Here is a 25,669-nt window from a genome sequence, read left to right as displayed (position 1 = left end):
TAACGCAAGAGAGAGACGCCAGGTTTGGGCAGAGGTCGCGGTGTTCAGCCTTGATAGGCAGGATTCTCGATCAGCAGCGCCATACCCTGCCCTCCGCCAACACACGCGGCGGCAATGCCATAACGCAGATTGCCCTCGCGCAGTTGCCTGGCCAGGGTCAGCACCAGACGCAACCCGCTGGCGGCCAAGGGATGCCCCAGGGCGATGGAGCCGCCCCGCCGGTTGAGGCGGTCGCCATCCAGTTCCAGCACCTGCGCCACGGCCAGCACTTGTGCCGCCTGGGCTTCGTTGATTTCCAGCAAGCCGATGTCCTCAAGGGCCAGACCGCTGCGTTGCAGCAGCAACTGGATCGCCGGCGCCGGGCCGATGCCCATGAACTCCGGTGCCACGCCCACCACGGCACTGGCCAGCAAATGGGCCAACACCGGACGCCGCGCCGCAGAAGCTCGCCCCACCAGCGCGGCCGCCGCACCATCGACCACCGCGCAACTGTTGCCGGCCGTTTGCACACCGCCGGCATGCACCGCGCGCAAACGGTCCAAAGCGCTCAGCTCGGTAGGTCGCGGATGGCTATCGCGCGTCACGCGATCCACGCCCCGTGGCAACTGAATACTCCGTGGTTGATAGCCAGCCAGCTCAAAACGCTCATTGCCGATCGCTACCAGTTCCGGTTCGAACCAGCCATCGGCTTGCCCCTGCAATGCCAGTTGATGACTGCACAGAGCGTAGCGATCCACTTCGTCGCGGCTCAGGCCATGCCGCCGGGCCAGGTTGTCGGCGGTGGTGATCATGTCTACGCCTGGGGCCGGGTCGTAGAGGGCTTCCCAGAGAAAGTCCTTGAACGCCACCTCGGCACCGAGCCGGAAACCGCTGCGGTGGGTGTAAGCGGCAATCGGGTTGCGTGACATCGATTCGGCTGCCACACACAGGGCCAGCTGCACGCCGTCATCCAGCTGCCTGGCGGCCTGCCGCAAGAGTTCGAAACCGGTGGCGCAGATGCGCTGCACCCCCAGCGCCGGAGTCTCTTGCGGCACACCACTGTAAAGGCCGATATGTCGAGGCAGCAGGTACGCATCAAAACTGGCCTGGGCCACGGAGCCGGCGAGCACGCTGTCCACCGAGGACGGATCGAGAGCAGCGCGAGCCAATACCTCGCGCCCGACCTTGATCCCCAGATCGATCGGCGAGACCTGAGCCAAGGCCCCGCCAAGGTCGACCCAAGGCGTGCGCAGGGCTTCGAAAATCGCCACATCGCTAAAGCTCGAATACTGCCCCGCACCGTTCATGGCAGAGGTCCGGCGCGCAGGATGGAAGGCTCTTCACCGCGATACAGCGCCTCGACTTTGTCGGCACGCCACTGCAACACCGCACGCTGATTGATCGAGCCCTTGTCGGTGATTTCACCACGGTCGATGGAAGCTGGTTCGTCAAGCAGCGCGATCCATTCCAGGCGGCTGGCATTACCGGTGGCGTCGCGGTTGAGCCGCTGCAGCCAATCGCCGAACCACTGACGCACCTGCGCGCTGGCCAAAACCTCGGCATCGCTGGCGTGGGCACTCAAACCCGCCAGACGTCGGCATTCATACAACCGGGGAAAGACCAGCGCCCCCAGGCACTCGCGGTCCGGTGCGGCCACCACCAGGTCCTGAACATAAGGAGAACCTTCGAGCACCGCACGATTGCGTAGCGGACCGACGCTGACAAACACGCCGGAGCTGAGCTTGAAGTCCTCGGCAATGCGCCCGTCGAACATCAGCCCGAGTTGCGGATCACGGGGGTCAGCCAGTTTCAGCGCATCGCCAGAACAATAGAAACCCTGTTCGTCGAACACCTCGGCGGTCTGCTGCGGCGCGCGCCAGTAACCGGGCATGATGTGCGGCCCGCGAAAACGCCCTTCCAGCTTGCCGTCCACCGGCACCAGCCGCACTTCGCAACCGGGTGCCGGCAGGCCGATGTAGCCGGCCATGGACAGCGGCCCGGTGGTGAACGTGCAGGACGGCGACGCCTCGGTCATGCCAAGCCCGGCCATCATGCGAATGCGTTCGCCACAATGCTGTTCGGCGACCCGGTCCAGGCGATCCCAAACCCGTTGCGACAAACCGGCGGCAGCGAAAAAGAACAGCTTCATGCGCGAGAAGAAACGCTCGCGCAACTCGCCATCCTGCTCCAGAGCGTTGACCAGCTCTTCCCAGCCCTTGGGTACGGTCAGGTAGGCGGTGGGCGATACTTCCTTGAGGTTGCGCAGGGTTTCAGCAAACCCCTGAACGGTCGGCTTGCCGTCGTCCAGGTAAAAAGTGCCGCCGTTGTACAGCACGATGCCGACGTTGTGGCTACCGCCGAAGGTGTGATTCCACGGCAGCCAGTCCACCAGCACCGGAGGTTCTTCACCGAACACCGGGAAGGTTTGCAACAGCATCTGCTGGTTGGCGCAGAGCATGCGCTGGGTGGTGACCACCGCCTTGGGCAGTTTGGTGGAACCGGAGGTAAACAGGAATTTGGCGATGCTGTCTGGCCCGGTAGCCGTGAAGGCGCAATCGGCCTCGGCACCGCCGGGCCGTTCCAGCAGGCTGGCAAAACTCGCCTGACGGCGGCCCGGTACTTGGCCATGCACGGTAACCAGCGGCGTTTCGGCCGGCAGCACCGCGTCGATCGCCCGCTGATAGGTCGCGGCGTCGCTGACGAACACCAGCCCCGGTTGCAGCAGATCGCAGACATGCCGCAGCTTGGCGAAATCCTGGGACAACAACGAATAGGCCGGGGAAATCGGGCTATAGGGAATGCCGGCATACATAGCGCCCAGGGCAATCTGCAAATGCTCGATGTCGTTGCCCGAGAGGATCACCAGCGGTCGATCGGCCGAGAGCCCGTAACTCAGCAGGCTCTGGGCAATGGCGCGGACGCTGTTCAGCATCTCGGCGTAACTCACCCGGCGCCAGTCACCACCGTCCTGGCGAGCGGCGATAAAGGTCTGTTGCGGACGCACCCGGGCCCAATGCACCAAGCGATCGAGCAAGCGTACGGGCAACTCGGCCAAGGGTTCCAGGGAACGCATATGCAATATGCCCTGCTCCTCGCTGACCTCGACCGCAGGACGGCCTATGGATACCTGGCGATAGCGCGGCGCACTGGCTTCGGTCTGGGCTGGCGATCTGAATTCGGAACTCACGTGCTTGTTCTCCATCAAGGCACGCCACCGGTCCGCTGGAAAGCGGTCAACTGGGGGCATGGCAGCCTTGTTATTGTTATATCTGGCCTGCACGCGGGCGATGAGCGCTCTCAAGCGTACGTCGCCCGACGCTGCAACAGCTGCTCAGATCGGGTAGTGCCGCGGTCCGTTCTGCAAGGTCACCCAGCGCAATTGGGTGAAGTGCTCGATGGACGCCTTGCCGCCAAAACTGCCATAGCCGCTGGACTTGACCCCGCCGAAAGGCATCTGTGCCTCGTCGTGCACGGTCGGGCCGTTGATATGGCAGATGCCCGACTCGACTCGCTGAGCCAAAGCCAACGCGCGACCGGTGTCACGACTGAAGATCGCCGCCGACAAGCCGAACTCGGAATCATTGGCCAGACGCAGCAGCTCTTCATCGCCCTTACCGCGCAGCACCACCGCCACCGGGCCAAAGGATTCTTCGCGGTACAGGCGCATGGCATCGGTGACGCTATCGAGCAAAGTCGGCTGCAGAATACTGCCCTCCAACCGGCCACCCGCGACCAGGGTTGCGCCCTTGTCGAGAGCATCGTCGATCATCAGTTTGATCCGTTCACCAGCATTGCTGTCCACCAGGGATCCGAGCACCGAACCTTCCGCATTGGGGTTGCCGGCGGGCAAGGTGGCGATCTTCGCCGCCAGTTTGGCGACAAAGGCATCGGCCACCTTGGCATCGACGATCAAGCGCTCGGTGGACATGCAGATCTGTCCCTGGTTGAAGAAGGCACCGAAGGCTGCGGCCTCGACTGCCGCATCCAGGTCGGCATCTTCCAGCACCAGGAACGGCGCCTTGCCGCCCAGTTCCAGCAACGCCGGCTTGAGATGACGCGCCGACAGTTCACCGACGATGCGCCCGACATGGGTCGAGCCGGTGAAGTTGACCCGACGCACCGCCGGGTTGGCAATCAGCCGTTCGACAATCGCCGCAGCATCCTGGGGCGCGTTGCTGATGACGTTGACCACACCATCACCGAGGCCGGCGTCCTGCAATACCTGGCCAATCAGCCGGTGCACCGCTGGGCTCAACTCCGACGCCTTGAGCACCACGGTGTTGCCGCAGGCCAGCGGCATGGCGATGGCGCGGGTGGCGAGGATGACTGGGGCGTTCCACGGCGCGATGCCGAGCACCACGCCACACGGTTGACGCAGGGCCATGGCGAAGCTGCCGGGCACATCCGAGGGAATGACTTCGCCGGTGATCTGGGTGGTCATGGATGCCGCTTCACGCAGCATGTTCGACGCCAGATGCACATTGAAACCGTACCAGTTGGCCATGGCGCCGGTCTCGCCGGCGGCGGCGATGAATTCTGCGCTGCGGGCCTGCAACTGCTCGGCGGCGCGCAGCAACCGGGTGCGTCGTTCATTGGGGGCCAGGGCCGCCCAGGTGGGGAATGCCGCTTTGGCCGCAGCCACGGCGGCGTCGGCATCTTCCAGGGTGGCGGCGGCAACCCGCGACACGATTTCGCCGGTCACCGGATTACGCCGTTCGAAGGTTCGACCGTCTCGGGCGGGGCACGACTGGCCGCCGATCAGCAGGGGCACGTCCAGCATGGTGATTCCTCTTTATTGTCTTTATCGGGAATACAGTCGAGGGGTTCACAGTAGCGCCTGGGCGCCGGGGCGAACAGCTGGCGGACGCTCGATCGCCCGGCCAGCTCGCCTGATGCAACGCCAGGCTTCAGCGTTTGTAAGCCTGCAAACCGGGCTTGATGCTCTTGTCGTCGAGGAACTGCTTCATGCCCTGCTCGCGGCCACCTTCGGTGTCCAGCAGGCGCGACTGATCGAGCTTGGCGTACAGGTAATCTTCGTTCTGCTCCCAGGTCAGTTCGCGGCAACGCTTGAAGCCATGCTTGGCTGCGCGCAGCACCACCGGGTTTTTCTCCAGCAGGTTACGCGCCAGTTCGATCGTCACCTCACGCAGTTGCGCCAGCGGCACGCTCTCGTTGACCAGGCCCATCTCGGCGGCTTTCTGCCCGCCGAAGGTCTTGCCGGTCATGATGTAGTACAGCGACTGGCGATGGCCCACGGTGTCGGCCATGGCCTTGCTCACCAGGTTGCCCGGCGGAATGCCCCAGTTGATTTCCGACAGGCCGAAAGTCGCTTCATCGGCGCAGATCGCCAAATCGCAGGCCACCAGCGGGCTGAAACCGCCACCGAAGCACCAGCCGTTGACCATGGCGATGGTCGGCTTGGCGTACATACGCAGCAGTTTCCATTGCCATTGAGAGGCTTCGCGGCGGATTTTTTCCTGAAGGATTTCCGGGCCGGCGTCCACTTCGCGGAAGTATTCCTTGAGGTCCATGCCTGCAGTCCAGGCTTCGCCCGCCCCCGTCAGCACCAGGACACCGGCGTCCGGATCCTGCTCCAGGGTTTCCAGAACGTCGATCATCTCGCGGTTCAGGGTCGGGCTCATGGCGTTGCGTTTTTCCGGACGGTTGAGGATGACCCAAGCGATGCCTTCCTCGATTTCCACTTTGACCGTTGTCCAGCGACCTTCGTAATTGCTCATGGCGATGCTCTCTTGTTCTTGGCTTGACGATGGGTAAAAACTAAACCGCAAATATAGTTATGTCAATTAACTATTAATAAAATTAACCGAGTTGTTTTCGTGCCTGAAACGGGCGCAGCGCCTAGAAATCTGAAAGAGGTCGTGGCTATCCCCGGGCAATCTCGGCAAACTAGATAGCCTTCTTAACCGCCAGCCCGAGGATTCACCCTGCAATGGCCAAGTCTTCCAAGATTGCCGCCGCCCCCGAGGCGCCTGCCGACAGCCCCGAAACCCAGGCGTCGCTGGACGCAGCCCTCGACGACCTGATCGGTTACGCCATGCGCCGGGCGCAACTGAAACTGTTCCAGAACCTGATTGGCCGGCTCTCGGCCCACGACTTGCGCCCGGCGCAGTTCTCGGCCCTGGCGATCATCGACCAGAACCCCGGGCTGATGCAGGCCGACCTGGCCAAGGCACTGGCCATCGAGCCACCGCAAGTGGTGCCGCTGCTGAACAAACTGGAAAGCCGGGCGCTGGCGGTGCGAGTGCGCTGCAAACCGGACAAACGCTCCTACGGGATTTTTCTCAGCAAGACCGGCGAAACCCTGCTCAAGGAGCTGAAACTGATCGCTGCCGAGAGCGACATGGATGCCACGTCCGCCCTCGACAGTCAGGAACGCGAAGAACTGCTCAGGCTGCTGAAGAAGGTCTATCAGGCCTGAAACGACTTACCAGATCGGCACGGTGTAGAGCACCAGAAAGCGGGTCTGGTTTTCATCGCGAAACGCCGCGCCGGTGGGGAAGTCATTGCGATAGATCGACTTGCGCGCCATCAGCCCGACGTTCTTCAGCGGGCCACTCTGGATCACATACCCCAGCTCCATCTGGAACTCCCGCTCCTTGCGGTCGTCGGCGTTCAGCGCCGCCAGTTCGATATGGTCACCGCGCACATAACGCAGCCGGCTCTTCAGGCCGGGCACCCCGGCGGCGGCAAAGTCATAGTCGTAGATCGCCTGCCAGGTTCGCTCCTTGGCATTGAGAAAGTCCGAGCTCATGGTCAGCTCACTCATGCCCATCAACTCGGTGCCCGACACATAAGGCGTCGCGGTGTCACCACTGGAGTGCATATAACCCAAGCTCAGGCGATGGCCGCCAAAGCGATAGCCGAACAACGCCGAGAGGTTGCGGTTGTCCACCTTGCCGGCCTTCGCGCTACCGTCCTCGTCGCTGAAAAAACTGCGCAAGTCAGTGGTCAGCGTGCCCTCGCCCACCTGCAGCGTGTGCAGCAAGGCCAGGGTGTTCTGCTGGTAAAGGTCCGCCACTTCGGCGTGATAGGCACGCAGGCTCAGATCCTTGTTCACCTGGTAATCGCCGCCGACATAGGCCATGTGCGATGAGGTGGCCGCACCGTTGAAACGTCGGTTCGGCGAGGCGATGCTCATCGGCTGGTAGTTGGTGGAGTCGCGCTTGTTGATGCGATCGATGTAGCCAGTGTTGAAGGTCAGCCCGTCGATGTCCTTTGAACTGAGGGTGGTGCCACGAAACGTCTGCGGCAGCAGCCGTGACGGACTGGCGAAAGCGAACGGCAGGAAGATCGATACATCGCCGGTCTTCACCGTGGTCTGGGCAAAACGCATCTTGGCGGTCATGGCCAGGCGCGAATACTCGTCCGCCGCACGCTTGTCGCTGGCGGACACCGGCAACAACTCGGTGCCGCTGCGGTCCGGCGACGAATCCAGCTTGACCCCCATCAGGCCGCGAGCATCAAGGCCGAAGCCGACGGTCCCCGGGGTAAAGCCCGACTCCATATTCATGATGAAACCCTGAGCCCATTCCCGGGCCGCGGTCTTCGCCCGGTCATCCTTGTAGTCCCGATCCAGGTAGTAATTGCGCAGGGTCAAGGTGCCGTGACTGTCATCGATAAAGCCTTCGGCCAGCGCCGGAGTGGCAATCACACTCAAACCCAACAGGGCCAGATGACGTGCGCGAACAGGTAAGGTTGAGATCGCCACGAGGGCGTCCCGAGGGAGATTTGGCATGTTCGATGTCCACTTATTGTTGTTGTTTTTTTGAACGGGATCGTCGGGTTGCCCCAAGGATCTCCGGTCAGAGAATGGAAACGCCTGAGAGTGGAGTCAATCCGCAATGACCGATAATCGAACATTAATATTATTATCTATTTTTTAAATACATCCTAAACCCTATGACATCACATTGATTTAAATGAATTTAATGGAATTTTTCAGCAAAAAACCTAGGCCATTCATTTTTTAGTTATCTTTGTTAATCTTAATTTCAGCCTGTTATCGCCTACAGCAATCAGGCTCGCGTTCCCCCGTAAGCCCCAACAAAAACAATAATGAGGTTCGCCATGGACACCCCATCACGTCGCACGACGCTGACCATCGCCCTGTGTTTTATCGTTGCACTGATCGAAGGCTTCGACCTGCAAGCCGCTGGCACTGCCGCCGCAGGCCTGCGCCAGACCTTTGCCCTGGACCCGAAAATGATGGGCTGGGTATTCAGCGCCGGCATTATCGGTTTACTGCCGGGCGCCTTCTTCGGCGGCTGGATCGCCGATCGCATCGGCCGCAAGAAAATCCTCATCGGCGCGGTGCTGCTGTTCGGCGTGTTCTCCCTCAACACGGCCTATGTCAGCAGTTTTTCCGGCCTGCTGCTGGCGCGCTTCATGACGGGCCTGGGCCTGGGTGCCGCCCTGCCCAACCTGATCGCGCTGTGTGCCGAAGCCGTGGGTGAGCAACGTCGCGGCACCGCGATCAGCATCATGTATGCCGGCGTGCCGTTGGGCGGCGCACTGGCGGCGGTGGTCGCCATGCTGTTCGCCGAGCATTGGCAGATGACCTTCATCATCGGTGGTCTCGTGCCCTTGCTGGTGGTGCCGTTGATGGTCCTGCTGCTGCCTGAGTCCAGCGCCTTTCGCCAGCAACAAGGCAGCGTCAACGTGGCGCGTGCGTCAACCGGCCAGGCGCTGTTCGGCGAAGACCGGACCCGCGTCACCCTGGCGTTGTGGCTGAGCTACTTCTTCACCCTGACCGTGATGTACATGCTGCTCAACTGGCTGCCATCGCTGTTGCTGGAACAGGGTTTCAGCAAACCCCAGGCAGGCCTGGTGCAGATGCTGTTCAACATTGGCGGCGCCCTCGGTTCCCTGCTCGGCGGGCTGCTGCTGGATCGCTGCAACGGCATCAAAGTGGTGCTGTTTGTCTACGCCGGGTTGCTGGCGGCGCTGGCTGGAGTCGGCCTGTCGGTGGGCATCGTCCCCATGGCCATCGCCGGTTTTTCCGCCGGGTTGTTTGTGATGGCCGCGCAGCTGGTGCTGTACGCCCTGGCACCGCCGTCGTACCCGACCTCGGTGCGCGCCACCGGCGTCGGCGCTGCGGTGGCGATCGGTCGCCTCGGATCAGTAGCCGGGCCGTTGGCCGCCGGGCAGATTCTGGCGGCTGGGGCCGGCACCACCGGAGTTTTGCTGGCGACCTCGCCCGGGCTGCTGATTGCAGCACTGGCAATCATCAGCGTGATTGCCCGTTCGGCCGAGCCGCCGTTGCGTACGGCGAACCCGATTGCGGATAAAACCTGACCGGGGCGCCCTCCTTGTAGCAGCTGCCGAGCCTGCGTGACCGCGTTCGGCCGTAGCAGCTGTCGAGCTTGCGAGGCTGCGTTCGGCTGCGAAGCGGTCGTCAAACCAGAACTTGCGGTACGTCTGGCAGACCGCATCAGCCGGATTCACGACTGCTACGCAGCCGAACGCAGCCTCGCAGGCTCGGCAGCTGCTACCAATCGTGTTACGGCGTGGTGCGCAGGCACGCATTCACCGGCGGTACGCGCTGCCGCCAGGGCTGAGCCTGCTCCAGTTGTGCGGCCAGGCTCAGCAAGGTCGCCTCTTCGCCGAAGCGGCCTGCGAAGTGCGCGCCCATGGGCAAGCCTTGCGGGCTCCAGTGAAGCGGCACCGACATTGCCGGTTGCCCACTGGCATTGAACAACGCGGTAAACGGCGAGTAACTGTGGAAGCGCTCGATCAATTCATCGAGACTCAAGCGGTCGTCCCGCAGGTCCAGCTTGCCGATCGGTACCGGTTCACGGGTCAGGGTCGGGCTGAGGATCAGGTCGTAATCCTGCATGAACAGCGCCAGTTGCCGGCCCAGGGCATGAATCCACTCCACCGCTGCCGCGTATTGCGCGCCACTGACCCCGCCCTTGTCGCGCAGAATGATCCGCGTGCGGGCTTCCAGCTCCTCGGGCTGTACAGGCGCGCCACGCAATTGGCCCAACAGGTCGACGTAGTTTCGCGTGCTGGCACCGATGATAGTGAACACCTGGTCAAGAAACTCAGGCAGCACCACCGGTAACCGGGCGGGTTCTACCCGATGCCCCAGCGACTCACACAGGCTCGCAGCCTGACGCACCGCCTCCAGGCTTTGTGTGGAAGTCGGCCAAGACCCGATCTGCTCCACCAGGGCGATACGCATTGGCCGCGGAGTCTGTTGTACAGCAGTCACATACGGTTGCGCCGACAGCGGCGCAGCATAGGGCGCACCCAAATCGATTCCCGCCGTGGCGTCGAGCAAAGCCGCGCTGTCACGTACCGATAAGGTGATGCAGTGGTTGGTGCCCATGCCCGCCCAGCCCTCGCCTATCATTGGCCCGGAGGGCAGCAAGCCACGGCTTGGTTTGAGGCCAAAGACTCCGCAGCAGGACGCCGGCACCCGCAACGAACCACCGCCGTCATTGCCATGGGCAAACGGCACTACCCGCGCAGCCACCAGGGCCGCCGCCCCGCCGCTGGAGCCGCCAGCGCTGTGCTCGGTGTTCCACGGATTGCGGGTGGCGCCGAAACGTGTCGACTCGGTGGAATAGGATGTGCCGAACTCTGGTGCCGTGCTGGTGCCGACGATCAGGCAACCGGCGCGGCGCAGGCGGATCACCACCTCGGATTCGAAATCGGCGCGGGCCCCGCCCAGCGCCAGCGAACCATTGGTCATTGCGGCACCCTGCACCGGCGCGAACAGGTCCTTGATCAAGGTCGGCACACCGGCAAACAGTCCGTCCCGAACCTGAGGTTCGAGCGCTGCCTCGCGGGCCTTGTCGTACAGCCGCTCGGCCACTGCGTTGAGTTGCGGTTCAACCCGCTCCAGTCGCTCGATCACTGCGTCGACCAGCTCCACGGGCTGCACTTCACCACGCCTGACCCAAGCGGCCAGGCCGGTGGCGTCTTCCTTGTCCAACAACTGCTGGATGTCTTGCATGTTTGATACTCCGGATCTATTTCAATGACGAATGGGTGGATGGCACGGAAGAGTTCGAGCGGCGGCGCGATAACCCGGCGATCGCCCAAAGCAGCGCGGCAGCAAGACTGGCGAAGGCCAGCCATTCGATGGCGTGACGCAGGTCGCCGGCAAACGCACCCAGCACCGCCACCACCAAGGGGCTGACGAACTGACCGAAATACAGGCACGCGGTGAAGCCTCCCAATCCCCGACCACGGGTTCGAGCACTCAAGGCCTCCATCATCGGCGCCATGACATTGGGCACCAGCAATCCCGCGCCCAGGCCATGGATCACCACCGCCAGCACCACTTGGTTGTAGCTTTGCCCGCGCATCAGCAACCACAACCCGAGCGCCAGCAACAGCAGCAACACCGCATTGGTACCGGCGATCCCCAAACGTCGACGCAGCAGCGGCCAGGCCAGGGAACCGCCCAGGGTGGCCAGCAGGCTCAAGCCGGCGGACAGGCCAATCAGGGTGCTGGATGTGACCCCGAGACCCACCAGCAAAATGGGCGTCTGTACCGGCACCACAAAGCTCAGCACCATGCCCGCGAGGATCAGCAGATAACCCAACACCAGCGGCAGAATCGCCACCCGCTCCGGTCCCTGAACCTCAACGGACGGCTGCGTACGAACCGGCTCCCAGAGCACCTTCACCATGGCCGGCACCAGCAGCAGCGGCAGCAAATAGAGGAGGAACGGCAAGCGCCAGGAGTGCTCGCCCAAAGCGCCACCAACGACGAAGAACAACGCACCGACCAAACCGATGGTGACCACCTGACGATTGATGTAGCGCAACCGTTCCTCGCCCTGCCAATAGTCGCCGATCAGGGTCGCGCAACAGGTCATCACCGCCGCCTCGGCCACCCCGAACAGCAGGCGCACGGCGACGATGGACTGCAGGTCTCCCAGCACCGCCGGCAACGCGCCGAGCAAGGCATAGAGCAAGGTGGCGATCACCAGCAACGCCTTGCGCCCGACTCGATCGGCGAGCCAACCGGCCAAGGGCGCGCACACGGCAATCGCCAGCGCCGGTCCGGTGACCGCCAGTGGCACCAGCAGGTCGGCCCGGGAAGTGAGCGGCCCGAACTCGGCACCGAGTTTGGGCAGGATCGGCGCGATCATCACCGAGCCCATGATGGTCAGGCTGCTGCCCAGCACCAGCACCAGCCCTTCGCGGCGTCCCGTGGCCTGACGCACGACAGGCGTCGCCAGGGTTGAAGCGCAATGCACAGAAGTCATGGTCCGGTCCTCAGAAACTTTGGGAAACGCGCAAGGCGACGGTGTAGCCCTCGGCGCGGTTGCTCGCGCCCTGCTCTTTGTAGAGGTGCAGCCAGACCGGCGGCAGGCCCGGTTTGACGTAGCTCACCGCCGGTCCCACGGCCAGCACCCTGGCGCGATTGCCACTCGTCAGGCCCGGGGCGTCGTCATCGGTGAACTGACGGTAGTAGTACCCGCCGATACCGGCGGTCCAGGGGCCGAAGTGCTGGCCCACGGCGAACTCATGCCGGTACTCCACGCCGTTCTTGTAGTCAGTGGCCGGGTTGCGCGTGTTGATGTCCACCTCGAAGCTCGATGACACCTCGAAGCCGGTGTCACTGATGTAAGTGGCATTGACGATGGGGGAAAAAGTCCAGTGATTGAGCCCGGGGGAAATCAGCCGGTTCTTGTCGTAGTCGCCGGTGGGGGTCTGGATCTGAAACTGGGTGTTGACGAACAGGTTGGGCGACAGGTTCCACTGCAGGATCAGCGGCAGAAACTGCACGTCTGCCAGGCGGAACGGATCGGCCTCAAGTTTCAACGGACCGCCCGGCGTCGGCACCTCCAGGGAAGCATCCATCTTGAAGAAAGGCACCACCGTGCCGAAACCGTATTGGGCGCCGAGGACGGTGTAGTCCGTCATGCGCATATAGGCCAGGCCGATGGACAGCACGTCCAGGGAGAGATTGTTGTCCAGAGAACGACCGTGGCGGTCCTTCTGCACGTTGGCCGAATAGAAGGCCGTGCGCAGGCCCAGGGTGCCGAATGGCGTGGCCGGCGGCATCATCCCGGCGCCGAAGTCATAGACGCCCACTGCGGTGGTCGGCGCCCCGTTTTCAGTGGCCTGTGCGCCAGCGCACAGGCCGAACAGCCCCAGGGTGAATACAGTGACGCGGCTGATGCTTGAGTTGTTGTTCTTGTGATTCATCGAATGCCCCTCCCAACCAAATGGTGTGGGCCATCCTAGTAACGACTCCGGTAGGCGGGTTATCCGTTTTCAGCACAGTTAATGGCGACGCAAGGTCTGTGAGGGCGTCTCTCCGAACAGTGTGCGGTAATCGCTGGCAAAGCGACTCAGGTGCCAGAAGCCCCAACGCGCCGCCACCTCTTGCACTCCATGTTCATGGGGGCTGTCACGCAGTTCACGACGCACTGCATTGAGGCGCAACGCCCTTAAATACGCCACCGGATTGATACCCAGGGTTTCCTGGAAACAGTACTGGAGTTTGCGTCGGCTGGCGCCGATGTGATTGCACAGATCGAGGATCGATAATGGTTCGTCCAGATGCCCCAACGCATATTCCCTGGCACGATCGACCATGCGTTTGCGCGCCGTCGGGTTAAGGGGCGCGGCCTGATCCGGCGCGACCAGTTCCAGCAGTTGCACCATCACGGCATCGCGAATGCCATGACGGATCGCCTCATAGCCCAGCAGGCTGTCGTGGCCTTGATCGGCAGCGGCCAGCTCGTCGAACAGCGCCGCCAACTCAGCCTGCACCGAGGAAGCCCCCAGACGGTAACACTTGGGAAGATCGGTAATTTGAAACCGGGCGCCCTGGCGCTCCAGCACATGTTCAAGGGCCTGGACATCAACCGCCACCCCCAACAGATCCAGATGTTCGGGCGTGCGCAGATCGGGCAAGTGATCACCATGGGCCACCAACAGGCTCGCCTCATGAATCGGATGCCCCGCACAAAACACCGCCCCCTGAGCGCTCAGCGGCACGCTGAAGGTGATGGCTCCCTTCCAGGCGCTGCCACTCTTGAGCATCGCCTGATTAGAGCGGTCGCGCGCCAGTTGCATCCATCCGGCGCGAAACTCGATCAACTCGCCTTCAAAGCGCCCGGGCGTCAGCTGGTCATAGCGTACCTGCCAGCCGTCCATGTTCTGTGCGTGCTGATCGATGTCGTTGGTGCGATAACGATGAATCGCCGCAGTCATGTCCGGCGTACCGGTGGCGCCATCCACGCTTGGGTTATTGTTATTCATGGACCTTTCCTGTTGGGCACACAAGGCTTGCAGGCCGTTGGGGAGGCAAGTTCCATTCCGCCGTAACAGGCATTGGCGTAATTGTGCCGAAAACGGCTAGTCGGTCCTCACTGTCCCCGTCCTCGTGTAGCGCTTGCCGAGTCCTCAGCCCTCCTTGAGCAACAGCCCATGCCGGCTCGCTTCAGGCTTTTTTGCGAAGACCTTCTGCGGCAGCAGCAGCCAGGCCAGGGCCGGCAGCAGGATCAGGGCACCGAGCATGTTCACCAGGAACATGAACGCCAGCAGAATCCCCATGTCGGCCTGGAACTTGATCGGTGAGAACGCCCAGGTCGACACCGCGACCGCCAGGGTCATGCCGGTCAGCAACACCACTTTGCCGGTGAACAGCAGCGCCTGGTAATACGCCTGTGCCAGGGTGTCGCCGGCACGCATGCGGGCCAGAATCACACTCAAGACGTAGAGCGCGTAGTCGATGCCAATGCCCACGCCCAGTGCGATGACCGGCAGGGTCGCGACTTTGACCCCCATGCCCAGCCCCACCATCAGCGCCTCGCAAAGAATCGAGGTGAGCATCAGCGGCAGCATCGCGCAAAGGGTTGCGCGCCAGCTGCGGAAGGTCAGCAGGCACAACAGGCTGACCGCGCCGTAGACCCAGAACAGCATCTCGCGCATGGATTTTTTCACCACGATATTGGTCGCGGCTTCGATCCCGGCGCTGCCGGCGGCGAGCATGAATTTGACCTCTGGCATCTGATGCTCGCTGATGAATTTCTCGCTGGCCTGCACCACCCGATTCAGGGTATCGGCCTTGTGATCGGCCAGGTAAACGTACAGCGACAACATCGAACAGCCCTGATTGAACAGCTCCCGCGGAGCACGGGTTTGCACGGCGCCCAGCGCACCGTCATTGGGGATCAGCTCATACCATTTGAAGTTGCCTTCGTTGTAACCGGCCGTGGCGATTTTGCTCAGCGCCGCCATCGAGGTGGTCGACTCCACGCCGGGCAATTGCTCCAGCCGCCAGGCCAACGCATCCACTGCCGACAGGCTCGCGTAACGGGTGCACTGATCTTCCGGAGTCTTGATCATGACCACGAAAATATCCGAGCTGGCCGCATAGTTTTGGGTCATGAACAGCGCGTCGCGGTTGTAGCGCGAGTCAGCCCGCAACTCCGGGGCGCCGGGATCGAGATCGCCGATCTTCAGGTGCAGGCTCACGGCAAAACCGAACGCTGCCAGCAGCAGACCGCCCAGCATGGCGCAAATAGCCCAGCGCCGCTGGGTGAACAAATCGAGCACGCGCCACAACGGATGCTTGATCTGTGCCTGCAGTTCGGCGTTTTCCGAACTCAGGCTGCGTTGCGCCGCTGCCGGGCTGACACCGATATAGCTGAGCAGGATCGGCAACAGAATCAGGTTGGTGAAAATCAGCACCGCCACGCCGAGGCTGGCGGTGATCGCCAGATCCTGAATCACCCGGATATTGATCAGCAGCAGCACCGCGAAGCCCACCGCATCACAGAGCAAGGCGGTCATGCCGGCCGCGAACAGTCGGCGGAAGGTATAACGCGCGGCCACCACCCGGTGGGTGCCGCGACCGACGTCCTGCATGATGCCGTTCATCTTCTGCGCGCCGTGGCTCATGCCAATGGCGAACACCAGAAACGGCACCAGCGCCGAGTAGGGGTCCAGCTCATAACCGAGGACGGCGAGCAGACCCAGCTGCCAGAGCACCGCCACCAGCGAACACGTCACCACCACCAGCGTGCTGCGCGCGCAACGGGTGTAGCCAAACAGCACCAACACTGTCACCAGTACCGCCACCACGAAGAACAGAAGCACCTGGGTCAGCCCCTCGATCAGGTCGCCGACAATCTTGGTGAAACCGGTGATGTGAATTCGCAGGTCGTCGCTCTGGTACTTGTCCCGCAGGGCTTCCAGTTGCCGGGAAAACTCGCCGTAGTCCAGAGCCTTGCCGGTCTGCGGACTGATGTCCAGCAACGGCACGAAGATCACGCTGGACTTGAAGTTGCCGGCCACCAATTGACCGACCTCACCGGAACGGGCGACGTTGGTCCGCACCTGTTCGATACTGGCTGCCGAGCCATCGTAGTCGTCGGGGATCACGGTGCCGCCATCAAGCCCCTCCTCGGTCACGGCGGTCCAGCGCGTGGTCGGGGTCCATAACGATTTCATGTAGGGCCGGTCGACACCCGGCAGCAGATAGAGCTCGTCGTTGAGCCTGGCCAAGGTGTCGAGATAGTCCTTGGTGAAAATGCTGCCTTGTTTGACCTCCACGGCGATCCGCAGCGAGTTGCCCAGGCCGCTCAACTCACTGCGATTCTCCAGAAAGTTGGCGACATAGGGATGCCCCGTGGGAATGGTTTTCTCATAACTGGCATTGATGCCGATGCGCGTGGCTTGCCAGCCGAGCACCAGCGTCACCAGCAGACACAGCAGGATCACCAGCGGTCGATGGTTGAAGATCGCCCGCTCGGCGAAGTTGCCCGACGCCTGGTCGAAGTCTGCCAGGCGGCCGATCACGGTTTGGGTTTTGTCGTCTTTCAAGTCTGACTCCTGTTGCACGGGCCGTGGCCCGATAGCGCTGCACCGTGAAGATTCAAGGTTTGCCAGAGGCTCGTGGATCCTGGTCAGCGGCCACACCGCTCAAACCAACGCTGGCCAGGCTGCCATCGGCCGCCTGTTGCACGGCAGCGACAGTCCCGCCGCTGCGGCTCTGGCGTTTGTCGAAGCTACGACCCTGGTCATGGCTGAATAAAAGCTCGCCGCCCTGGCTGGCCAACAGCAGGCTGCCATCGCGCAGTTCGATGGCGCTCGACAGTGTTGATTCGATGCCGGTGTCGAGGCGTCGCCAACTGCCGCCACGGTCGTCGGACCACCAGGCGTTACCGCGCAAACCATAGGCAATCAAGGCGCCGCCGTGAGTGCCGAGCAAGCCGAAAAAGCTGCCTTCATAAGGTGACTTCAAGGCCTGGAATGAATGCCCGGCATCGGTCGAACGCAACAGCAAACCGCGCTCCCCCACCAGCAGCAAATCGTTGCCCGAGACGCGAATGCCATACAGGTTCAGGCCCTGCGGATTGTCCACATGCTGCATCCACGGCTGCCAGCTTCGCCCGCCGTCGTCGGTACGGTAGATCTGGTTGTAGGCGCCAACGACGTAGCCGTGCAGGTGGTCACTGAAGTACAGGTCGAGAAACGGTTTGTCCGGTCCGTCGTCGAGCATCTGCCGGGCCTGCGCCAGGTTGCCGGCACCGCCCGGTTGATCGGCATCGCGCTCAGCGGCCTGCACCGCCAGCGCGGCGGCGCGTTCACCGTCGAGTTGCTTGTGCCAGGTTTCACCGCCGTCCTCGGTGTGCAACACCACGCCCAGATGACCGACCGCCCAACCCTGCTCGGCATCGACGAACTGCACCGCCGTCAGGCTGACGCTGACCGGCACACTGGCCTGGCGCCAATTGCTTCCAGCGTCATCCGAGAGCAGCACAATCCCGCGCTCGCCGACCGCCACCAGCCGCTCGCCGGCCCGGGTCAGCCCGAGCAATGCCGCGCGCTGGGCCTTGGCGGTCGGCAGTGCCGGCTGCTGCAGTACTGCAAACGTGCTCGCCTGGGCGTTGAACATACACGCCATCAAACCCAATGCCAGGACGCAGGCGCCCCGGCGCAGGCCGAAGCCCGCATAGCGTTTTTGCCCCATCATGTCGGTATCCCACTCGCAAAGTCACAGGCGACCGCAGCGCGCACCCTCACCCGCCGCGGCCTCCCTCAGGTTCAACGCATGTTTTCGTTGGCCATGGCATCCGGCGTGAAATAGGACGCCGAAGGTTTCGCGACTTTCTGGTACTGGACCGCCAGATCGTTGCTCGAGGAGTTGAGGAAGTAGGCGCCGGTGTCGAGGTTGTAGCTGCCCCACATGACCTGCGCGGTGAGGGCCGGCAGGTCCGGCGCCAACAGCGTCAGCGAATACATCTGCCGTCCGAGCTTGCCCTGCGCGTCATACCCGTCGGCCATCAGGATCTGCCAGGAGTCTTCGTCGATGTAGTAGGTGCGACGCGGCACCACATGGCGCTTGCCGGATTTGAGCGTGGCCTCGACCACCCAGACCCGATGTTTCTCCCAACGCACCAGGTCAGGATTGAGGAAGTTCTGCTTGACCAAGTCGTCGCTCTTGGCCAGGCCGGCGCGGTTATTGTTGTAGGCGACGATCAGTTCTTTCTTGCCCATCAGCTTGAGGTCATAGCGATCGGTAGGCCCGAACAGCATGAACGCTTCGTCGAACAGACCGACCCCCGAGGTCACGAAGTCCGGGGTGTCGTAGGCAATGTTCGGCGCCCGACGCACCCGGCGCTGGCCGACCAGATACTGCCAGGCCGCACGGTTGGCCGGGTCCAGGTCCCAATGGGTCATCAGGCCTTCGCCGGCCTTGGACGACGGCAGTTCGGTCAGCAGCTTGCCCACCAGGTACTTGCCGGAAAAGTTTTCCAGGCTGCCGCCTTCAACGTAGTAGGGAAACTGGTAGGTGTACTGGGCGCGGGTCGCCTGGACTTTCTTGCCGCCGGCGGTCATCAGCCAGGTATCGAAAGGCGAACTGATGGTGTCGCCACCCTGCCAGGACAATCGATAATTCCACAGCACTTGCGTACCGTTTTCCGGGATCGGGAACGGAATGCCGCCATAGGCGCCGGTGACTTTCTCGCTCGCCACGTCCAGCGTGGCGCGGGTGGCATTCTTGCCGGTGTTGTCATACACCCATTGCGGGGCTGCCGCCGAGCGATGGGTCGGGTAGACGTCCAGGCGATAGTCCGGGTATTTCTTCAGCAGCAGTTTGGTGCCTTCGGCCAATACATTGGCGTACTGCTCCATGTTCGAGGCCTTGATCGAATACAGCGGTTTTTCACCGGCGAATGGATCGGGACGTTTGTCACCCGGTTTGTAGCCCGGCGCGACCTTGGTGTAACCGCCCAGCCAGGCCGGGATGCTGCCATCGGCGTTGCCGGCGCGCTCGCCACCAAGGGGTGTCAGTTCAGTCTTCAAGCGTACAGCCTGCTCAGGCGACACGGCCGCCTGCGCCAGGCTCATGCCGGCAAGGGCCAGGGTGAGGACGCAAGTGTTGAGAAATGCTTTGTTCTGCATGGCGAATCCACCTTATTAGAATGAGGTTTTCACGTAGAGCGAGACGAAGTCGCGGTCGGCCAACGACTGCCCGTAACTGAAATTGCCGTCCTCGCGCAGCCCGGCTTTCGGGGCACCGAAGAAGTTCACGTAGTTCAGGCCGACATCCCAGCGCTGCAGGTAGGTGGCCTTGAGCCCGACACTCCAGTCGCCGGAATGGGTATTGCCGAAGCCCGATTTGTTGACCGCCGAAGAGCGCCCATCGAGTACCACACCCATGCCGATCGGCACGGTCAGGTCGATCCCGTCGACAATCTGGAAGTACGCCGGCTCCACCAATACCCGCAGTGCCGTAGCATCGCGGGTGGTGTTGGCATCCAGCGCGGCGGCGTTCTCGGTCACGCTCAGGGTGCGGTTCCAGGCCAGCTCGGCCAGTGCCGAGCCGCCATCCCAAAATGCGGTGGGCGATAACAGGTAAATCGCCGACAGGTTGGCGTGAGCGGTTTTGCCCCTGGCAAACAGTGAGTTATCGTCGCCATCGGCCGCCACGCCAGGGGCCACCACTTGCAGATTGCTCACCAGCGGCGCGTTCCAGCGCACGGAAGTTTCACCGGCAAAGTTGAACGGCCCATAAGCGGTGGAGAAGCTGACGCCAGCAGTCTTGATGTCTTCGGCGTAGACCTGACGATAGGAACTCAGGATCGGCAACCCGGTGGCGGCCGCAGCCGCACCGTCGAGGTAGGCGTACAGGCCGGTCGGGGTTTTGTCGTGATACTGCGCAGCGTAGAAACCCAACTCCAGCTCGGTGCCGGTCGGCTTGAAGCGGATCTGCATACCGCCCTGCCCCGAATTTCGCGGTTTCAAATCGCCGCCATTCACCGTGTCGTTGCCGAACACTTCGCGCAGTGAACCGCTGCCGTAACCGATGGCATCGATATCGCTCAGGTAGCTGCCGGCGCCGGGCACATTGGAGCGTTCCCACTCAAACTGGTAGTAAGCGCCCACCGACAGCTGCGGGTTGATCTGCAACTGCCCGGAGATCTGATTGACCGGACGCAGGATCTCCTTGAACTGGGTCCCCGGCACGCTCAGCAACTTGACCACATCGGTCGGGCCCTGGGCATTGGCAATGCCGTTGCCACCGTAGAACAGGCTTTCGCCGTAGATCAGGCTGTGTCGGCCCAGACGCACCACGCCTTGGGAGTCTTCACCGAGGTCACCGCGCAGGAACACGAAGGCGTCGAGAATTTCCGCGTCGCGACCGTGGAGCTTGCGGGTTTCGCTGAGGAAATGCGTTTGCTCGCTGCTGTCGGTGCCCTGGTTGTAGATATCGTCGTACCAGGCTGCGCCGCTCACACGCAGGCCATAGTTTTGCCGGCTGAGGTCCATTTCAGAAAACAGGTCCAGACGATTGGAGACCAGGCCACTGCTGAAGTTTTTATCGCCCTGACTCTGGATCGACGGGTACAGGCCGTTGGCGGTCGGTGCGTTGACCAATCGGCTGTCCTGCCCCTGAAGACGCCAGGCCTGGCTGTACTTGATGGTGTTGTCCCAACGCAGTTTCCAGTCGGAATCACCAAGGTCCATTTGCATGGCCTCGACCCTTTCGACCATCACACCGGCGCTGCATAACGCCAGAAACAGGGCGCAATGCTTGAAACGAAAGCAACGTTTAACGTTGTCCATGGACGCTCCTCATTATTTTTATTTTTTGGCATGGCTTTGCACTTGTGGCGAGGGGGCTTGCCCCCGCTGGGGCACGCAGCGGCCCTAAAATCAGCCGGTTTACGACTGCTTCGCAGCCGAACGGGGGCAAGCCCCCTCGCCACATGGTTTCAGATGTAGGTAGAGGCCAATCCGCCATCGACTGCCAGGTTGACGCCGTTGATCCAGCGCGACTCGTCGGCACACAGGAAAGCGATCACCGCCGCTACCTCATCGGCATAAGCGGGGCGTTTCATGCGATGGGCATCGGCCTGGGTTCGGGCCTCACCGAGCATGCTCACGAAGTCGCCGAGGATCGGTGTGAAAACCGGACCTGGCGCGACGCTGTTCATGCGCACTGAATGTTCGAGAAACCAGGGTTGGGCCTGCAGGTAATTCCAAACGATCAAGGCTTCCTTGAAATACTGGTAGCAGGTCTGGTCCGGTACCGGGTGCTCGGCCAGCCAGGCCTGCCCGGCGGCGAAACCTTCGATGCGCGCCAGCGCCTTGTGCTGTTCCAGACGTAACGGCCACTCGGCGCCGAGGATCGAGGCGATATTGACGATGCTGCCGCCAGCGTTGATGCGTGGCAGCAACGCGCTGCTCAAGTGGCGCAATCCCAGGTAGTTGACCCGCGCCAACAGTTGCGGGTTTGCAGTGCCCGGCACCCCGGCGATATTGCACAGGCTGTCGATCCGCGCCGGTAGCTGCGCCAGCAACCGGTCGATGTTCTCGGCACTGCTCAGATCGCCCTGAACAAAACCATCCAGGGTCATGTGCGGCGCCTTCAGGTCCACGCCAATCACGTGGGCGCCGTGGCTGCGCAGCAGGCTTGCCGTGGCCGCGCCGATACCCGAAGAGACGCCAGTCACCAGCACAATCTTGTTGTCGAGTTTCATGTTGAGTCCTCTTATTATTTTTGTGTACTCGGTGAGCCGACCTACCTTGTCGGCCCGGCAAAACCGGCCCGTCAGAACGGGTAACGCGGCGCCTTATCCTTGACCGTCACCCATTGCCATTGGGTGTATTCATCCCAGTCGGCCGGGCCGCCTACGCTGCCGGCATTTCCTGAGCTGCCGCGTCCGCCGAAGGGGTTGATGCATTCGTCGGCCACTGTCTGGTCGTTGATGTGCAGCAGCCCGCAATTGAGTTGCTCGCCCATCGCCATCGCGTGCCCGACCGAAGGCGAAATGATCCCCGCGGACAAGCCATACTCGGTGCGGTTGGCCAGGTCGATGGCCTCATCGTCGCTGGCAAAACTCACCACCGTGGCCACCGGGCCGAAGATTTCCTCGTCGAACGCGCGCATGCCCGGGCGCACACCGGAAAGCACCGTGGGTTGGTAGAAGAGCTGCTCATACTCGCCGCCGGCTTGCAGAGTTGCCCCGGCCGTCACACTCTCCGTGACGATTTCATGCACTCGCAACAGCTGGCGTTTGTTGATCAACGGCCCCAGCACCGCCTCACCGCGAGCGGCATTGCCAACCGTGATTGCCCGTGCCTTTTCTGCCAACCGGCGGACCAGTTCTTGTGCAATCGACTCATGGGCCAGGATGCGTCCGGTGGCCATGCAAATCTGCCCCTGATGCAGCCAGGCACCCCACGCGGCGTTGCTGGCCGCCAGTTCGAGATCGGCGTCTTCGAGCACGATCAACGAGTTCTTGCCGCCCAGCTCCAGGGCGACTTTTTTCAGATGACGCCCAGCCAGCTCCGCGACTTTGCGCCCCGCTGCGGTGGAGCCGGTGAACGCGATCATCCGCACATGCGGATCGCGGCACAGCGCTTCTCCGGCTGGCGCTGCACCCGGCAACACCTGCAGCAAGCCCTTGGGCAGACCGGCCGCCTCGAACAACCGGGCAATGATGAAACCGCCACTGACCGGGGTCTGCGGATCGGGCTTGAGCACCACGGCGTTGCCCGCCGCCAGCGCCGGCGCCACCGAACGCAGGGACAACACCAAGGGAAAGTTGAACGGCGAGATCACCCCGACCACGCCATGGGGCAACCGGCGTGCATAGGACAAGCGCCCCGCTTCGCTCGGCAGAACCAGACCATGGGGTTGCGACAGCAGCCCGGCCGCCTGATGCAGCAACACGATCGCCTCACGGACCTCATGTTCACCCTTGAACAGACTGCCGCCACTTTCCCGGGCGATGTACAACGCCAGTTCGGCAAAGTGTTGCTGGGCCAGTGCGGCAGCTTTACGAAAGATCTCTGCGCGTTCCCGTGGCCCCAATGCCGCCCAGGCCGGTTGAGCACGAGCGGCGTTCAGGCTGGCAAACGCGATGTCCGCTGCATCGGCCAAACCGGTGACGGTCAACACCTCGCCGGTGGCCGGTTCAATGACGCTATGGCTGCCGCCCAATGGACGTAGCCAGTCACCATTGAAGATGCGTTCACGCCATGGCTCGTCCCGCAGAAAATCAGATGGTTCACTTACCGACATTTCGGTCTCCCGGCTCTTGTGTTTGTCATTGCCTGACGCGGCCTTGCTAAAACGATGCAAGGCGTCTGCGTGGTGAAAGCGCTAGAGCAAGGGCTGTGCCGACTTCCTGCGTCGCGCCGCATTTCAAGTGGCGAAGGCTCTGGCTTGCGGGCTGTAGAGGGGTGTTTGCGAATAGGACAAGGTGCTTGGCGTACAGCCGGCAGCTCGCCACTTGTCCAAATGATAAAGTTATGTTTAATAACTGTTTTGCTAGTTGATCATTTCGATCAGTCGACTCGCTCAGGGGCATAACAATGAACAATCCCCATTCGCTGCTTCCTCATCTTGCCGTGCAGGAGGAGCATTTCTCGCCCCGAGGTGACAGTACCCAACTGGCCGAAGGCAACTCACCGACCCTGGCCGAGTTGACCGAATGCCTGTTCTTTTCCCCTGTTGACGGACGTATCTGGCTCAACGACCAGCGCATGCTGCTATTGCACAGCTCATCCTTCGGCGCGCTGCGACGAGAAATTATCGAGCGCCAGGGACTGGAACAGAGCCGCGGCCTGTTTACCCGCACCGGCTATCTCTCCGGCGCGCGCGATGCGCGGCTGATCCGCGAGCGCTGGCCAGACGCCGACGCCGCGGCGGTTTTCTCGGCCGGCACGCGTCTGCATACACTCGAAGGCATGACCAAGGTCGAACCCCTGCACTTCAAATTCGACGCCGACTCAGGCTTCTATGAAGGTGAATTCCTCTGGCACCACTCCTGTGAGGCCGACGAACATATCGCCGCCTACGGGATCGGCCAGGATCCGGTGTGCTGGACCGAACTGGGCTATGCCATCGGTTATGTCAGCGGGCTGTTCGGTCGTCTGGTGATCTTCCGCGAAACCGAATGCCGGGGCATGGGCCATGAGAGCTGCCGGGTGATCGGCAAGACCGCCGAGCAATGGGGCGATGTCGAGCAGGACCTGAGTTATCTCACCGCCTCGCCCTCAAGTGCCGCACCCAAACAGCCTCAAGCCCCGGCGCCCGCCCCCCAGGATGACGACAGCGAAAAACCCGGCGGACCAAAACCGATTGGCGCCAGCGCGGCCTTCAATGCCGCGACCCTCGCCTTGCAGCGCGTGGCGCCGACGCCCGCCACGGTGTTGTTCAGCGGTGAGTCAGGGGTCGGCAAAGAGTTGTTCGCCCGTCAGTTGCATCAGTTCAGCCCACGCCATCAAGCACCTTTCGTGGCGCTCAACTGCGCCGCCATCCCGGACAATCTGATCGAGGCTGAGCTGTTTGGTGTCGAGCGCGGCGCCTACACCGGCGCGACCCATTCGCGCCCCGGACGCTTCGAGCGCGCCCAGGGCGGCACGCTGTTTCTCGACGAAATCGCCAGCCTCAGCCTGCCGGGTCAGGGCAAGTTGCTGCGTGCATTGCAGGAGCGAGAGATCGAGCGCATCGGCGGTGGCCAGCCCATCAAGGTCGACGTCCGGGTGGTGGCGGCCACCAATGTCGACTTGCGCAAAGCCGTGGCGGCCGGAGAATTTCGCGAAGACTTGTTCTACCGGCTGAATGTCTACCCCATCGTGCTGCCACCGCTGCGCGAACGTCGCGACGACATTCCGTTGCTGGTCAACGCGTTCCTGCGGCGCTTCTGTCAGGCCTACGCCCGCAAACCCGCCGGCCTGACCATGCGCGCACTCAAGGTGTTATTGCGCTATGACTTCCCCGGCAACGTACGGGAACTGCAGAACCTGGTGGAGCGCGGCCTGATCGCCAGCGAAGACGGCCAAGCCATTGATCTGATCCACCTGTTTCGCAACGAACCCATGCCGCAGGATGCGTACTCTCTGGACGACAATGGCAGCCTCGCCGCAACCGACCAGAGTCCCGCCGGCACACAGCCTCGCCCTGCCTTGCTGGAGACCCTGGCTCGCCTGGAACACGGCTTCTCCATTGAAGGGCTGGAGTCGCGCCTGATCGATGAAGCGCTGCAAAAAAGCCAAGGCAATCTGGCCGCTGCCGCGCGACTGCTGGGTTTGAGTCGTGCGCAGTTTGCCTATCGACTGAAAAAATACCGACAGGCATCGGCTTGATTCAGGCGGGTCAATGAATGGTGAACAGCGCTTAAAAGATTAATGAAATTAACTATTAAGCCTGAGGACTCTCGCCATCAGCCAA

General features: G+C 62.4%; 18 protein-coding genes. 3 read left to right on the top strand and 15 right to left on the bottom strand.

Translation table 11 applies throughout. The annotated features are described in order from the left end of the window. Positions 1–44 precede the first annotated feature (44 nt). The 4 genes from AF70_RS19275 to AF70_RS19260 all read right to left on the bottom strand — a co-directional run bounded on the left by AF70_RS19275 (position 45) and on the right by AF70_RS19260 (position 5,717). Positions 45–1,286: a thiolase family protein gene (locus AF70_RS19275; RefSeq protein WP_019578624.1), complete on the bottom strand. Its 1,242-nt coding sequence runs from the start codon at positions 1,284–1,286 to the stop codon at positions 45–47. Continuing rightward, a complete protein-coding gene (locus AF70_RS19270; protein ID WP_028940826.1) occupies positions 1,283–3,166 on the bottom strand; it encodes a feruloyl-CoA synthase in 1,884 nt (627 codons plus the stop codon). Before AF70_RS19270 ends, AF70_RS19275 begins: the two co-directional genes overlap by 4 nt. Before the next feature lie 144 nt (positions 3,167–3,310). Then, a complete protein-coding gene (locus AF70_RS19265; protein WP_028940827.1) occupies positions 3,311–4,759 on the bottom strand; it encodes an aldehyde dehydrogenase in 1,449 nt (482 codons plus the stop codon). A 127-nt stretch (positions 4,760–4,886) separates the two neighbouring features. Next, complete coding sequence (locus AF70_RS19260; RefSeq protein WP_007895816.1) at positions 4,887–5,717, bottom strand: p-hydroxycinnamoyl CoA hydratase/lyase; 831 nt, start codon at positions 5,715–5,717, stop codon at positions 4,887–4,889. Between the two features lie 212 nt (positions 5,718–5,929). Here AF70_RS19260 and AF70_RS19255 point away from each other — a divergent pair, with 212 nt between their 5' ends. After that, entirely contained in the window at positions 5,930–6,418 is a 489-nt protein-coding gene (locus AF70_RS19255) for a MarR family winged helix-turn-helix transcriptional regulator (protein ID WP_018927890.1), read from the top strand. A gap of 6 nt (positions 6,419–6,424) precedes the next feature. On the opposite strand, the gene AF70_RS19250 is transcribed toward AF70_RS19255, so the two are convergent. Beyond that, complete coding sequence (locus tag AF70_RS19250; protein WP_028940828.1) at positions 6,425–7,735, bottom strand: OprD family porin; 1,311 nt, start codon at positions 7,733–7,735, stop codon at positions 6,425–6,427. 332 nt (positions 7,736–8,067) lie between these two features. Here AF70_RS19250 and mhpT point away from each other — a divergent pair, with 332 nt between their 5' ends. Continuing rightward, positions 8,068–9,294, top strand: coding sequence for a 3-(3-hydroxy-phenyl)propionate transporter MhpT (gene mhpT, locus AF70_RS19245; protein WP_018927888.1), 1,227 nt, complete (start codon positions 8,068–8,070; stop codon positions 9,292–9,294). A 205-nt stretch (positions 9,295–9,499) separates the two neighbouring features. Here mhpT and AF70_RS19240 read toward each other — a convergent pair whose 3' ends face one another. The 10 genes from AF70_RS19240 to AF70_RS19195 form a co-directional block, all read right to left on the bottom strand. Next, positions 9,500–10,960 (bottom strand): amidase, encoded by a 1,461-nt coding sequence (locus AF70_RS19240; protein ID WP_028940829.1) that lies wholly within the window; start codon positions 10,958–10,960, stop codon positions 9,500–9,502. A gap of 16 nt (positions 10,961–10,976) precedes the next feature. Continuing rightward, positions 10,977–12,224 carry an MFS transporter gene (locus tag AF70_RS19235; RefSeq protein ID WP_019578619.1) on the bottom strand — a complete coding sequence of 416 codons (1,248 nt, stop codon included), beginning with the start codon at positions 12,222–12,224 and terminating at the stop codon, positions 10,977–10,979. A gap of 10 nt (positions 12,225–12,234) precedes the next feature. After that, on the bottom strand, positions 12,235–13,170 hold the full coding sequence (locus AF70_RS19230) for a transporter (RefSeq protein ID WP_028940830.1): 936 nt from the start codon (positions 13,168–13,170) through the stop codon (positions 12,235–12,237). Positions 13,171–13,248: 78 nt separating this feature from the next. Beyond that, a complete protein-coding gene (locus tag AF70_RS19225) occupies positions 13,249–14,232 on the bottom strand; it encodes a helix-turn-helix domain-containing protein (RefSeq protein WP_019578617.1) in 984 nt (327 codons plus the stop codon). Between the two features lie 144 nt (positions 14,233–14,376). Next, the gene (locus tag AF70_RS19220) at positions 14,377–16,800 is read right to left on the bottom strand and encodes an RND family transporter (RefSeq protein WP_028940831.1); all 2,424 of its coding nucleotides are present in this window, start codon (positions 16,798–16,800) and stop codon (positions 14,377–14,379) included. Between the two features lie 52 nt (positions 16,801–16,852). After that, complete coding sequence (locus AF70_RS19215) at positions 16,853–17,953, bottom strand: YCF48-related protein (protein ID WP_028940832.1); 1,101 nt, start codon at positions 17,951–17,953, stop codon at positions 16,853–16,855. A 71-nt stretch (positions 17,954–18,024) separates the two neighbouring features. Continuing rightward, positions 18,025–19,386 carry a DUF1329 domain-containing protein gene (locus AF70_RS19210; RefSeq protein ID WP_028940833.1) on the bottom strand — a complete coding sequence of 454 codons (1,362 nt, stop codon included), beginning with the start codon at positions 19,384–19,386 and terminating at the stop codon, positions 18,025–18,027. A gap of 15 nt (positions 19,387–19,401) precedes the next feature. Then, the gene (locus tag AF70_RS19205) at positions 19,402–21,051 is read right to left on the bottom strand and encodes a DUF1302 domain-containing protein (RefSeq protein WP_028940834.1); all 1,650 of its coding nucleotides are present in this window, start codon (positions 21,049–21,051) and stop codon (positions 19,402–19,404) included. Positions 21,052–21,200: 149 nt separating this feature from the next. After that, positions 21,201–21,968, bottom strand: a complete 768-nt coding sequence (locus AF70_RS19200) for a coniferyl-alcohol dehydrogenase (RefSeq protein ID WP_019578612.1) — start codon at positions 21,966–21,968, stop codon at positions 21,201–21,203. Positions 21,969–22,039: 71 nt separating this feature from the next. Beyond that, entirely contained in the window at positions 22,040–23,515 is a 1,476-nt protein-coding gene (locus AF70_RS19195) for a benzaldehyde dehydrogenase (RefSeq protein WP_018927878.1), read from the bottom strand. Between the two features lie 293 nt (positions 23,516–23,808). Between AF70_RS19195 and AF70_RS19190 the strand changes: the two genes are divergently transcribed. After that, positions 23,809–25,584, top strand: a complete 1,776-nt coding sequence (locus AF70_RS19190; RefSeq protein ID WP_019578610.1) for a sigma-54-dependent Fis family transcriptional regulator — start codon at positions 23,809–23,811, stop codon at positions 25,582–25,584. Positions 25,585–25,669: the final 85 nt, after the last annotated feature.

It is taken from the genome of Pseudomonas sp. KD5, assembly GCF_012932895.1.
In the GTDB taxonomy this organism is placed as follows: Bacteria; Pseudomonadota; Gammaproteobacteria; order Pseudomonadales; family Pseudomonadaceae; genus Aquipseudomonas.
The sequence above is the reverse complement of the archived record's forward strand: the minus strand, read 5'-3'. Positions and strand labels throughout refer to the sequence as shown.